Raw genomic sequence first — 13,483 nt, forward strand, 5'->3', positions numbered from 1 at the left:
GAGGATTTTTATGAGTAGTTTTGTTAAAGGCAATGAACTTTATAACAGTAAAAATTATGGGGAAGCCCTCTCCTATTATATCAAAGCTATAGAAGAAAAGGATAATGAGCCTTATTCCTACTACAATGCAAGTGTTTGTTATATAAAACTCAAGGATTTCTCAAGGGCAATTGATATGCTTAGTAAAGCCATTGACTTAAATTTAGATGCCAAATATTTTTTTAACTTAGCTTATTGTTATTCTATGATTAATAGTCCTCAAAAAGCACTACGTTATTTCAATATGGCTTGGGCATTAGATAACAGCGACAAGGATTGTGAAAAGGCAATTAATCTAATTGTTAATAAATACAAAAAAGCACCTTAAAGTTAGGTGCTTTTTACCATTCTCCTGCTACTTTTTCGATTTTATGATCGTTATAAAATCTTTTAGAATCAAAATAACTTCCAGCTTTATAAAAAGTAGTATCTACCGTAATCCAACGATTTTCTTCTTTCAAATAGACTTCATTCCAGGCATGATTTACCCATTGTTCACCATTATATCCTTGACCTATAACCAATCTGACTTTAAGGTTTGCAGCTCTTGCCATTGCTACATAAAGACATGAGTAATCAAAGCAAATACCTGTTCTTGTCTCATAAGTAGGTATAGCTCCGGACTGTACTCTAAAGTTATTGCTAAGTATTTCATTAGCTTTATTATCATCATATTCTATGTTTGTACCAATCCAGGCATACAAAGACTTAGCTTTTTCTTTGTCACTGCTTTTAAATCTAGTAAGTTTTAAAGCCTCTTGATTTATTGTTTCATTTGATTTAATACCTTGTTCTAAGGTTACGCCATTATAATAAACTACTTCTCTTGCGTTTGTACTCTTGCTACTACTTTTACTATTTTGATTTTCATCAACTTTTACTACCTTTATCTTAAGAGAGTCATTTAAAACTCTTGGTATTTCTTTTACTATAGGAGAAGTTGTAATAGGATTTATTACATTTTTGCTTATAGTTTTGTATATAGCACTTCCATTGATTGATTTTTTTACTTCACTAGGAAAGTTAAGGTAGCTTACAAAATTCAAAGATATACAGATAACTATTAAAAATATAATAGCTCTTGGCAATGCGAATATAGCTCCTATAAATCCCCTAAATACGTTTCCTTTTTTCTGAGAATACCTACTCAATATATCAATAAAAGGTTGTACTGTGAGCTTGTTTAATATCCTTATTATAATAAATATTATATTATACACTAAATAAATTATAATCAAAAAAACTGCATAATAGCTTATCTGCCGATATCCATTTAAGATAGTATCTAAGTAATCTGATAAGGTACTTAAATAATCTACAATTTTAGGTAATAATTCTTGTTTAGAACAATAAATTACTGCAAGAACTATTGATAAAAATAGAGCTATACTTTTTTCTATATCAAGTATTTCTTCCATAGCATCTTCTGAACTAAATTTGTTCACGAAACCTGCTATTACAGGTATTACAAACACAGCTATAAGTATAAGATTTGTAGTATTAAAATTCATAATCATCTACTCCATAAATTGATCACTTTTCATTACCTTCTTTATCAATCTATTAATCATATCAAAATCATATCCCTTTGATGCCATAAACCTAAATAGCTTTTGTGATATTTTTAATGTATCTGATTCTCTCTTTATTAAAGAATCATACTTTTTTTTACAAAGTGTATAGGCACCCTCTTGTTCTCTATCTGTATCTATATTATTGATCTTATCCTTTAATAGTTCTTCTGAAACACCTTTTCTTAATAAACTATAATAAATTTTATTCTTTCCCTGATTACCTATCTTATCTTTTAAATACATTTCAGTATATAATTTATCATCTAAAAAATTGTATTCTTTTAAAAAATCTAATGTTCTTTTAATCAAATTTTCTGGAAAAGCTTTTGCTATTAGTTTATCTCTTATCTCTTTCTCAGTCTTATAAGTTCTTTCAATTGTCTTTAATGCAGCATTTTTACATTTAATAAAATCTTCTTCTTCGATTATTGTTTTTATTCTCTCTACATCAACTTTTTCATCTTTTCTAAGACCGTATCTATAAATCAACTCTGCATCACAGCCAAAAGAAAATTCTTCATCAATGAATACATTTACTCTTTTAGGATTCTTTTTTTGCACCTCTATACCAGTGATTTTACTCATCTAAATCCTCTGCTTCCTTATCTGCGTCTGATCTTAAAATATGAATTGTAGGGTTATTGAAGATCTTTCTTGCAATATCATATAAATCTACATTTTCTATATGATTAAGCCTTTCCATATCATGTATAAATTCATCTATTGGTTCTTCTTCAAGAACTTGATTAAGTACATAACTTGAGAGCTCCGAGCTATCGTCTAGAGTAGATACCACTGCAGTTTTATGAACCTTTTTCATTAGTTCTATGGTGCTCTTAGGAAAAGGAATTTCCTCTGTTTTTATCTTTTCTATACAGTCATTTATAGCACTAAGAGCTTCTTCGATATTCTCATCTTCAACCGAAGTAAATATATATAAAGTTCTAATATCATTTCCTAAATCTAAGTTAGTGTAGATATCGTATGCAAGTCCCCTATCCTCCCTAAGCTCTCTAAAAAGTATAGAATTAGCACTTTCACCAAATTTGTGATTAAGAATCTTTAGAGCCAGTTCTTCATCTTTGTCTATATTATCTAAAGTATATAAATATGTTATAGTGCTTAACTCTATATCCCTTTTATACGTAGTTACGGTAACTTCCTTATTCTTTTCAAATTCTATTTCATCTTTATTATTTAAGCTGCCATTCCATGCACCAAAAAATTTAGAAATCAGTGATATAGCTTCTTCATGATCATAAGATGAAACAATTGTTATTGTAGTATTATCTGGAGTGTAAAATTTATTATAAAAACTTAGTAAATCCTCACTAGTGAACCTAATTACACTTTCTTCATCTCCACTTATATCATATCTTAAAGGACTATACTCAAAAGCAATTTCATTAATTCTCTTGAAACTCAAATCTTCAATATCATCTTTACTGGTTTTTATTTCAGCTAGAATGACTCCTCTTTCTTTCTCAAGTTCTTCTTTATCAAATGTTGATTCTATAACCATATCTCCAAGAAGTTCTATTGCTTTCTCAATCTCCTCCTGAAGACAAGTCACACTATAAACAGTGGAGCAAAAATCAGTGTATGCATTATACTCTCCACCTAAAAACTCCAACTCATCATTCAAAGTTTTATTATCTCTTGTCTTAGTTCCTTTAAACAACATATGTTCAATGAAATGTGCCACACCTTTTTCATTGATTCCTTCATTTAGTGAGCCAACCTTAACCCCTACATTTATAGAAGCAAGTTGGGTATCTTTTTTTATTGTAATTACATTAAGCCCATTATTAAGCTTTGTAGCTTTACTGTCCAAATTCAATTTATACATTAAAAATCTCCATTTCTCATTAACGCTCAAGTTTATATTTAAGTATACATATACCTCTTAGTAATAACTTTATATTTTCAAAGAAGTATATTTTAAGCTTTGCCTCAAGAACTCTATATCTATACATTTTATAATAATATCAATATAAACTCAATTATAATATTGTTTGAATAATTATATTCGTTGTCTATATATTGACACATTTCTTAGGTATAATTAAATTGTAAAAGTTTCAAGGAGGTTTAATTATGGGTTTAACATTACTTATTGTCGAAGATGAAATAAGAATTCGCTTTCTTTTAAGGGATTATTTCCTAAAAGAGAACTTTAAAATATTTGAAGCAAAGAACGGTAAAGAAGCATTGAACATATATTCTGAAGAAAAAATTGATCTAGTGATCCTAGATATAATGATGCCTGAACTTAACGGATTTGAAGTATGTAAAAAAATACGAGAAGTTTCTACAACTCCTATAATAATGCTTACAGCTCGTAGCGAGGAAGATGATAAATTATTAGGGTATGAACTTGGTGCAGATGATTATGTAACAAAACCATTTAGCCCCAAAGTTTTAGTAGCCAAGGCAAAAGCTCTTTTAAAAAGAACTAATAATAAAACTGATACTAATATAATGGACTACGACGGTCTTAAGATAAATAAAACTTCCCATGAGGTTATGGTTTACGATAAAACTATAAACCTATCACCAAAGGAGTTTGATCTATTGATTTACTTAGTTTCCAATGAAGGCATTGCACTTACAAGGGACCAGATACTAGATAGTGTTTGGGGAATTGATTATTATGGTGATCTAAGAACTGTTGATACAAATATTAAAAGGTTAAGAGAAAAACTTTTGGATAAATCTGAATTCATAACTACTGTTAGAGGTAGTGGATATAAGTTCGAGGTGAAAGAATGAAGCAAAGTATATCAAAGAGAATTTTTATAATAACCTTTGGTCTAATTGTAGGTTTAATGGTTTTCGCTGCATTGTTTCAGATGTTTTTCTTTGAGCGGTTTTATACTGATAAAAAGACGAAACTGCTGATAGCTAATGTAGAAAGCTTTAAAACTTCTTACTCTGGTACCACAAACAAGAATGCAATACTCAATGGATTAAACATTTTACAGTATAGTACCAGTGCTTTGGTAGGCCTATATTCATTAAATGGGAGCGCCATATATGGTTCTGAGCAAAGTATAGATGTAACAAGTAGTATTTATAATTCATTAATTAACCCAGATAACATCTCAGATATATTTACTTCAGGAAAAACTTTAAGTCAGGTATATGACGATAAAAAACATAATATAAAACATATAGTAGTCATAACACCTATGTCTTTTAATACAAAAAACGACTCAATATTAATAACAGTTTTTTCTTTCCAAGGCATTAAAGAAGCCTCTTCAATAATAGGACAGTTTTATAAATATATATTTGTTGCCTTGATTTTTATAGGTCTTATACTGTCTTTTATATACTCAGATTTAATATCAAAGCCATTAAAAAGGCTAAATAAGGTTGCTCGTAAAATGTCTTCAATGGACTTTACCGAAAAATGTATATCAGATAGAGAAGATGAGATAGGCGATCTTGCTAAAACTCTTAACTTTTTATCAGAAAACCTCTCAAATGCTTTAGATGATTTGAGAAGTAAAAACAAAGAACTACAAGCAGATATAGAGAAAGAACGTAAACTTGAAAAGATCCGTAAAGATTTTATTGCAGGGGTTTCACATGAACTAAAGACTCCAATAGGAATCATAGAAGGATATGCAGAAGGATTGAAGGATAATATTGTTGATGGAGAAGCTAAGGATATCTATCTAGACATAATAATTGATGAATCTAATAAAATGAATAAGCTAGTTATGGATATGCTTGAACTTTCAAGACTTGAAGCAGATAGTAATAAACTTCAAATAAGCTCTTTTGATATAGTATCACTTACTAACGAAATACTTTTTAAATACTCAAACAATTTTACAGAAAAAAACTTAAAAATAAATAAATCTTATTCAGCTGAAAATATTATCATGGTAGTTGGGGATGAATTTAAAATAGAGAGTGTTATAACAAACTTTTTAACCAATGCCATTAAGTATACTAACGAAAATGAAAGTATAAATATATTCATAGGTGTTGATAATACAAAAGCTTTATTCTCCATAGAAAACACAGGTGCTTTCTTGAAAAAAGATGATTTAGAAAAAGTTTGGGTTCAATTTTATAGAGTTGATAAAGCGAGAAGCCGCTCTGAAGGAAGTAGTGGTCTTGGCCTCGCAATTGTTAAACAGATGCTCACACAACATAATAGTACCTTCGGAGTTAGGAACACCTCAAATGGAGTAGAATTTTTCTTTGACTTAAATTTATCCAATAGCAGCACAGCTCAGACTGAACAAATCATTGATCATTTATAGTATTAAGCCATACATAGTATGAGATATCTTTCCTCATTTATGTATGGCTTATTATTTTAAATCATTCCACCATCTACTGTAAGTATTTGACCTGTTAGGTAAGATGATTGTTCCGCGCATAGAAAGCTTACGACTTCGGCAACCTCATTTCCTTCACCAAATCTACACATTGGAATCTCATCAATGAGCATGCTCTTTTCTTCTTCTGAGAGCCACTTGTTCATTGATGTATTTATAACACCAGGTGCTACACCATTTACTCTTATCTTGGAAGGTGCAAGTTCTTTTGCTAAGGCTTTAGTAAAACTATTTACTGCTCCTTTGGTTGCACTATAAATAGCCTCACAAGCTGCACCTGACTGCCCCCATATTGAAGATATATTGATAATTATACCTTTTCCTTTACTTAAGAAATATGGAATTACAAACTTTGATGTATACATTACACCTTTAATGTTAGTATCTATAAGCCCATCTATTTCATTTTCATTCATATCCATAAATAGTCCAATATGGGAAACACCTGCATTATTTATAAGAATATCAATTTTGCCAAAGGTTTGAGCTGCAAATTCTATCAGTTTTTGAGCTTCTAAATATACTCCTACATTGCTTTGAAATGCTACCGCATAGCCACCATTCTCTTTTATATAACTAACAACTTCCTCTGCCCCTACATGATCTTTATTATAGTTGACCACAATTGATGCTCCTTTAGAAGCTAGATTTATCGCTATGTCTTTTCCGATACCTTTTGAAGCTCCAGTTACTATAACTACTCTTCCATTTAAATCATTCATAAATTATTCACCTACTAAATTTGTATCTCCTTAAAGTTTGTAGCGCTGACTATCTTTCACTATAATACTTCTCTTATAATTCTTTCCGCATTTTTATAAAATATCTTTTCTACATCATCATAAGAGAAATTATTTTTTAGAAGAGCCTCTGCTAATTTTCCCATTTCACTTGCATCTTTGATCTCAACTTCATTTTCTATTCCATCAAAATCACTACCTAAAGCTATGCACTCTATTCCACCAATTTTTCTTATATGCTTAATATGTTCTACCATATCTTCTATTTTAGTAGTCTTACTCTTACCTACAAAACCACTGCAGAAATTTAATCCCATTACTCCGCCTGCTGAGCTTAGTATTTTAATCATCTCATCTGTTAAATTTCTAGTATGATTTCTTATAGCTCTAGAATTTGAATGTGATGCCACAAAAGGCTTTGTTGAATATTTAGCTACATCAAAGAAACCGCCATCAGATAGATGAGATACATCGATAATCATTCCGAGATCATTCATTTTTTTAATCACTTCTATACCAAATGGTTTCAATCCCTTATCTGAATATTCTTTTTTGCAATGTGGATATCCAATTTCATTTTCAAAGTTCCAAGTTAAGGTTATTAATCTAATTCCCATATCATAAAATTCTTTCAGATTATTTATATCACCAGCTATTGCTCCGCCTTCTTCTATAGTTATAAAAGCTCCTAGCTTATTTTCATTTTGACACTTTAAATACTGATCATAATTTCTAACTAAAGCTATGTCAGATTGATTCTCATCTAATTCACTAACCAATCTTTTATACATATCAATACAATCATTCTTTATATCCCCACATTGATCTTTTTCTAAAAATAATGCAAAGAATTGAGCTTTAGCATTACCAGCCTTTAATTTCATAATGTCAACTGAAAACTGGTTTTCTCTTAATTTAGCATCTTTATCACCAAGTAGTTTTAAAGCTGTATCACAGTGTAAATCAATAAAATTCATACAATCACTCCCTTTTATACTATTTTATCATTTTAGTGCTAAAGATGTACCTATCCTTATTAATTCTCTTTACTACTATCAAAATACAGATATGGACATCTTAATTTCAAAGCATTACTAAATATACTGATAAATAAATATGAACCACTGCAGCTTCAACTAATCACATCAGCCTTCCTACAACTTTAGAGGGCTAAGTGGATATTGATCTACAATGGTTCATTCATCAGCTTAATAAAAATTATTTATATAATGGATATTTATCACAAAGTACTTTTACTTTTTCCTTTGCAAAAGAAAGATCTCCATCCTTATTGGTTATTACGTAGTCAATTATTTCAGCAATTTCTTTCATATCAGCTTCAACAAAACCTCTTGTTGTAACTGCAGGAGTCCCTATTCTTACACCGCTTGTTACAAATGGGCTTCTAGTTTCATTTGGCACTGTATTTTTATTTACTGTTATTCCTATAGTATCAAGAAGTATTTCTGCTTCTTTACCTGTTATATCTTTATTGCTTAAGTCTACAAGTAATAAATGATTATCAGTACCGTTGGATACCAATTTAAAACCTCTAGCAATTAGCTCTTCACCAAGAACTTTAGCATTCTTTATGACTTGAGTTGTATATTCCTTAAATGAAGGCTCTAATGCTTCCTTGAAACAAACAGCTTTCCCAGCAATTATATGCATAAGTGGTCCACCTTGCATTCCAGGAAAAATAGTTTTATCAATATCCTTTGCATACTTTTCTTTACAAAGAATTAATCCACCTCTTGGACCTCTTAAAGTCTTATGAGTTGTTGACGTAACAAAATCAGCATATGGAACTGGAGATGGATGATCTCCTGTGGCTACAAGGCCAGCAATATGAGCCATATCTACCATTAAGTATGCGCCAACCTCATCAGCAATAGCTCTAAATTTTTCAAAATCAAGAGTTCTTGAGTATGCACTTGCTCCAGAAACTATCATTTTTGGCTTGCATTCTAAAGCAATCTTTCTAACTTCTTCATAATTTATCGTTTCAGTAGTTTTATCTACTTTATAAGATACAAATTTAAATAACTTTCCGGAAAAATTAACTGGTGATCCATGAGTTAGATGTCCGCCATTGCTTAGATCCATTCCTAAAACTGTATCTCCAGGATTTAATACTGAAAAATAAACTGCCATGTTTGCTTGGGAACCTGAATGTGGCTGTACATTAGCATGTTCAGCTCCAAAAAGTTTTTTTGCTCTTTCTCTTGCTATTTCTTCTACTTCATCCACTACGTGACATCCACCATAGTATCTTTTGCTTGGATATCCCTCAGCGTATTTGTTAGTTAAATATGATCCCATGGCTTCCATAACCGCTTCGCTAGTAAAATTTTCAGAAGCTATAAGCTCTATTCCATTTTGTTGTCTATGTAGTTCTTTTTCTACCAGATTATATATTTCTTTGTCATCGTTTTTTAAATTATTAAAATCCATTAAATCACCCCAATTTCTTTCGTTTATATTGATTATATGTTTTAATAAGAATTTAATCAACATAACTACCCAATAAAAATTGTAATGAAATCATTTTCACCTATATATATTGTTAAAATATCTCATTAATGCTATTTTAGGTATTTCAAACTTTACTACCAAAACCATCATAAATATTAAAAATTTTATATTAAAACTGCTCTATGTTTGATTATTATTTAAATCTTATGTAAATAATTAAGTTCCTACAATATATATGTTATAATACAACTGGTGTGATTTTGGCATAATAATTTTAGGGTTTTAATTTCAATAATACTGTTTTTAAGACTGCTAATAAATAAGGTTATAAGATTAAATGAACTTTAAAAATTTAGTGAACAACCTTATATTGTGTTCCATTACCTAATATTAATTTATAATTATTCAAAAATCACGCAACCATGACTTTTAAAATCAACAAATTCCTATAACACTGCTAATATTATGAGATCGCTATTAATCAATTATAAAATTTCAATGAGGTTATTATGGATATAAATAAAATTTTGCATGTAGCCACATTTGCTGGCCAAATTATACTAGAGAATGGTGGTGAAACTTACAGAGTTGAAGAAACCATCTGGAGAATATGCAAAGCATTTGGAGTTGAATACGCTGAAAGTTTTGTTACACCAACAGGTATAATGTCTTCTGTTTCCGATGAAAATCATAAAACTACTTCTCTTGTAAAGAGAATACATAGAAGAACTGTAAACTTAGAAAAAATTTCTAGAGTTAATGATTTATCGCGTAATATAAAGACTTTGAACCTTACAGTAGACCAATTTTATAACGAACTTATAAATATTGAGAACGGAAAAAGATATAGCGCTCCTGTAACTATATTTTTCTCAGCCTTAGGTGCTGCAGCATTTTCCATACTATTTGGTGGTAATACTCAGGACTTCATCGCTGCATTTATCATTGGAGTTGTCATAAAGCTATTTTCCAACTTCTGCAGTGAACTTAACATAAATGACTTCTTTATAAATAGTATCAGCGGCTCTATTGTAGCTGGTATGGCTCTAATTTTAGTTAGTAAAGGTATAGGTTCTAATATAGATAAAGTTATAATAGGTTCAGTGATGTTGCTTGTCCCAGGTCTAGCAATAACAAATGCCATACGTGATACTATTGCTGGAGACTTAGTTTCTGGTCTCACAAGAGCTGCTGAGGCATTCTTAATAGCTATTTCTATAGCTGTCGGTACTGGCGTTGTTCTTATTCTTTGGTTTAATAGGTTTGGAGGTATATAACATGTTATTTAAAGAGACTATAGCTGCTTTTATTGCTACCTTCGGATTTGGTATTATATTTAATATAAAAGGAAAAAACTTAGTTTTTTCTTCTATTGGCGGTATGATAAGCTGGATAATTTATAAACTTGCTCTGCAGAAAACAGGTTCAGATATAGCTGGCTTATTTATCTCATCAATTGTATTCAGTGCATATTCTGAATCATGTGCCAGAATTCTTAAGACTCCAGTTACCACATTAGTTATTTGTGCTCTTATACCTCTAGTACCAGGTGGAGGAATGTATTATACAATGTATGAAGCTATTAGAGGGGATATGAATAAATCATTTCAGACTTTAGCTACTACTTTAGCAAGTGCTGGAACCTTGGCACTTGGAGTAATATTTGTTTCAACAATTACAAGATTGATTAGCTCTGCTAGACATCATTATATACAGATAATAGATAAGAATAGGAGACCTTATTAATTTAGTTTAATCATAGCAAATACTTTAAAGAGCTTCAAAAAGGAGTTAATGCATTAAATACTACATGCACTAACTCCTTTATTATATGCAAATTACTTATTTTGCAAATTTCTATTAACTACTCTTAATTTATCGTAGAAAAATTAAACATTTTAATACTACATAACCATACCTATTCTTTCAATTATTTCATAAAGGTATTGATTGTTTTTATTAGCTGCTGTAGACCTTCTTCTGCTTCTGAATCATTAGGAATACCCATACAATTCCTAGCGTAATCTTCTATAATTAATGCTCCAACTTTATTTATAGCCGCTCTTATAGCTGCTATTTGGACAAGAACATCTGGACAGCATACGTTTTTATCTATCATTCCATGAATGCCTTTAACTTGACCTTCTATTCTTCTTAGCCTTACTAAAATATCTTTCTTAAGTTTTTCACTTTTTTCATCTACGATATCATCAATTATTTCATCCATAATATATCACTCCTGTTAGTATACCAGTATACGGTATATATTGTATCATCTACGCCTCTTTTATACAATAAATAACTTCTTTATTACAACAAATTGCTTTTGAAATATGTCTAAAACTACAAACTTATGAGCATCATTATATAACTTATAATTTAAGCTATATTTTTAAACTTATTCTCACTATATTTACTAATAATTTTTTTATTATTGATGGATAAAAAAATAACTCCAATAATGAATATTGAAGTTATTTTTATATAAGTCACTGCCTTAGTTTATATCAGTCTACTTATCACTTTTTACAGTTGCAATTCCAAGCTCAGTTAATTGTTTTTCATCAACAACGTTAGGAGCTTCAGTTAAATAACAGAATGCATTTTGATTCTTAGGGAATGTTATAACATCTTTTATGTTATCAGTTCCAGCTAAGAACATTATCATTCTATCAAGACCAAATGCTAATCCGCCATGAGGTGGTGGTCCAAACTTAAAGGCTTCAAGTAAGAAACCAAACTTTTCCCATGCTGATTCAGTTGTAAAACCTAGTGCTTCAAACATTTTTTCTTGAAGCTTAGTATCGTGGATTCTTATAGATCCGCCACCAAGTTCTTCTCCATTTAAAACTAAGTCATAAGCCTTAGCTCTTACTTTTCCTGGATCTGAATTTAGGAACTCAATATCTTCATCCATTGGCATTGTGAATGGATGATGTGCTGCAAAGTATCTTCCTTCCTCCTCATCATATTCGAAAAGTGGGAATTCAGTGATCCAAGTAAAGTTAAATTCATTTTTATCCTTTACTAAATCAAACTTCTTAGCTAATTCTAATCTTAGTTGACCTAAACTTTGGAAAACTACAGAGTTTCTATCTGCAACGATTAAAATTAGATCTCCATCTTCAGCATTCATTGTATTTATGATGTTTTTAAGTTCATCTTCCTTTAAGAACTTAGCTATTGGCGATTTTACTTCGCCTTCTTTAAGTTGTATCCAAGCTAATCCTTTAGCTTTGAACGTCTTAACGAATTCACCTAATCTATCTATATCTTTTCTTCCCATTGAAGCTCCACCTTTTAAGTTAAGAGCTCTAACAGATCCGTTATTTGCTATTGCATCAGCAAAAACTTTAAACTCTGCAAATTTAACAACTTCAGTAAGATCAGTAATCTCCATACCAAATCTTAAATCTGGTTTATCAGAACCGTACTTTTCCATACCTTCTTTAAAAGTCATTCTCTTTATTGGAAGTTTAACATCTACACCTAAAACTTCTTTAAATACATGAGCTATTAAGCCCTCATTTAATGCTATTACATCATCAGCTTCAACAAAGCTCATCTCTAAGTCAACTTGAGTAAATTCAGGTTGTCTATTAGCTCTTAAATCTTCATCTCTAAAGCATTTAGCTATTTGGAAGTATTTATCAAAACCTGAAACCATTAAAAGTTGTTTAAACAACTGTGGTGATTGAGGTAATGCATAAAACATTCCCGGATAATTTCTTGAAGGCACTAGGTAGTCTCTAGCTCCTTCTGGAGTTGACTTTGTAAGTATTGGAGTCTCAACTTCTAAGAAACCATTATTATCTAAAAAGTCTCTGATAGCTTTAGTAGCTCTATGTCTTATCTTGAATATATTTTGCATATCTGGTCTTCTTAAATCAAGATATCTATATTTTAATCTTATATTTTCAGCTGCATCCAAATTTTCTTTTATATATATCGGTGGAGTTTCTGATTCAGATAATATCTTTATGTACTCAGCCTTAAGTTCCACCATACCAGTTGGAATATTGTTGTTTGGAGCTTCTCTTTTTACTACTTCGCCAGTAACAGCAATACAGTATTCTGACCTTATACTGCCAGCTTTGCTAAATGCTTCACTGTTTATCTCATCTCCAAAAACAACTTGAAGTATTCCTGTTCTATCTCTTAAGTCTACGAATTCTAATCCGCCTAAATTTCTTCTTCTTTGAACCCATCCCATCACTGTTATGTTTTCACCTATATTACTTTCTCTTACTTCACCACACATTATGGTTCTTTTTAATCCTTGTAATGCTTCACCCAT

General features: G+C 30.5%; 13 protein-coding genes. 5 read left to right on the forward strand and 8 right to left on the reverse strand.

Annotation, left to right across the window (positions count from 1 at the left end; translation table 11 throughout):
* Positions 1-10 precede the first annotated feature (10 nt).
* On the forward strand, positions 11-367 hold the full coding sequence (locus JHL18_RS01355; protein ID WP_200265839.1) for a tetratricopeptide repeat protein: 357 nt from the start codon (positions 11-13) through the stop codon (positions 365-367).
* 13 nt (positions 368-380) lie between these two features.
* Here JHL18_RS01355 and JHL18_RS01360 read toward each other — a convergent pair whose 3' ends face one another.
* The 3 genes from JHL18_RS01360 to JHL18_RS01370 are packed head-to-tail and all read right to left on the reverse strand — an operon-like array spanning position 381 to position 3,462.
* Positions 381-1,550 carry a transglutaminase-like domain-containing protein gene (locus JHL18_RS01360; RefSeq protein ID WP_200265840.1) on the reverse strand — a complete coding sequence of 390 codons (1,170 nt, stop codon included), beginning with the start codon at positions 1,548-1,550 and terminating at the stop codon, positions 381-383.
* A 6-nt stretch (positions 1,551-1,556) separates the two neighbouring features.
* Positions 1,557-2,198, reverse strand: a complete 642-nt coding sequence (gene recX, locus JHL18_RS01365) for a recombination regulator RecX (RefSeq protein WP_200265841.1) — start codon at positions 2,196-2,198, stop codon at positions 1,557-1,559.
* A complete protein-coding gene (locus JHL18_RS01370) occupies positions 2,191-3,462 on the reverse strand; it encodes a M16 family metallopeptidase (protein ID WP_200265842.1) in 1,272 nt (423 codons plus the stop codon). The genes recX and JHL18_RS01370 overlap by 8 nt, the downstream gene beginning before the upstream one ends.
* 248 nt (positions 3,463-3,710) lie before the next feature.
* Here JHL18_RS01370 and JHL18_RS01375 point away from each other — a divergent pair, with 248 nt between their 5' ends.
* On the forward strand, positions 3,711-4,385 hold the full coding sequence (locus JHL18_RS01375) for a response regulator (RefSeq protein WP_200265843.1): 675 nt from the start codon (positions 3,711-3,713) through the stop codon (positions 4,383-4,385).
* Positions 4,382-5,893: a sensor histidine kinase gene (locus JHL18_RS01380; RefSeq protein WP_200265844.1), complete on the forward strand. Its 1,512-nt coding sequence runs from the start codon at positions 4,382-4,384 to the stop codon at positions 5,891-5,893. Before JHL18_RS01375 ends, JHL18_RS01380 begins: the two co-directional genes overlap by 4 nt.
* A 56-nt stretch (positions 5,894-5,949) precedes the next feature.
* Here the strand turns inward: JHL18_RS01380 and ymfI are convergent, their stop codons facing one another.
* The 3 genes from ymfI to glyA all read right to left on the reverse strand — a co-directional run bounded on the left by ymfI (position 5,950) and on the right by glyA (position 9,165).
* Complete coding sequence (gene ymfI, locus JHL18_RS01385) at positions 5,950-6,693, reverse strand: elongation factor P 5-aminopentanone reductase (RefSeq protein ID WP_200265845.1); 744 nt, start codon at positions 6,691-6,693, stop codon at positions 5,950-5,952.
* Positions 6,694-6,752: 59 nt separating this feature from the next.
* Positions 6,753-7,688, reverse strand: coding sequence for a dipeptidase (locus JHL18_RS01390; RefSeq protein WP_200265846.1), 936 nt, complete (start codon positions 7,686-7,688; stop codon positions 6,753-6,755).
* Between the two features lie 241 nt (positions 7,689-7,929).
* Entirely contained in the window at positions 7,930-9,165 is a 1,236-nt protein-coding gene (glyA, locus tag JHL18_RS01395) for a serine hydroxymethyltransferase (RefSeq protein ID WP_200265847.1), read from the reverse strand.
* Positions 9,166-9,695: 530 nt separating this feature from the next.
* Here glyA and JHL18_RS01400 point away from each other — a divergent pair.
* Together JHL18_RS01400 and JHL18_RS01405 are read left to right on the forward strand one after the other, a co-directional pair.
* A complete protein-coding gene (locus JHL18_RS01400; protein ID WP_200265848.1) occupies positions 9,696-10,463 on the forward strand; it encodes a threonine/serine exporter family protein in 768 nt (255 codons plus the stop codon).
* Between the two features lies 1 nt (position 10,464).
* Positions 10,465-10,932 carry a threonine/serine exporter family protein gene (locus JHL18_RS01405; RefSeq protein ID WP_200265849.1) on the forward strand — a complete coding sequence of 156 codons (468 nt, stop codon included), beginning with the start codon at positions 10,465-10,467 and terminating at the stop codon, positions 10,930-10,932.
* Positions 10,933-11,116: 184 nt separating this feature from the next.
* Here the strand turns inward: JHL18_RS01405 and JHL18_RS01410 are convergent, their stop codons facing one another.
* Together JHL18_RS01410 and aspS are read right to left on the reverse strand one after the other, a co-directional pair.
* Positions 11,117-11,413 carry a metal-sensitive transcriptional regulator gene (locus JHL18_RS01410; RefSeq protein ID WP_200265850.1) on the reverse strand — a complete coding sequence of 99 codons (297 nt, stop codon included), beginning with the start codon at positions 11,411-11,413 and terminating at the stop codon, positions 11,117-11,119.
* A 285-nt stretch (positions 11,414-11,698) separates the two neighbouring features.
* Entirely contained in the window at positions 11,699-13,483 is a 1,785-nt protein-coding gene (aspS, locus tag JHL18_RS01415) for an aspartate--tRNA ligase (RefSeq protein ID WP_200265851.1), read from the reverse strand.

The sequence above is a fragment of the Clostridium yunnanense genome, from assembly GCF_016595795.1.
GTDB classification, from domain to species: Bacteria; Bacillota; Clostridia; order Clostridiales; family Clostridiaceae; genus Clostridium_AR; species Clostridium_AR yunnanense.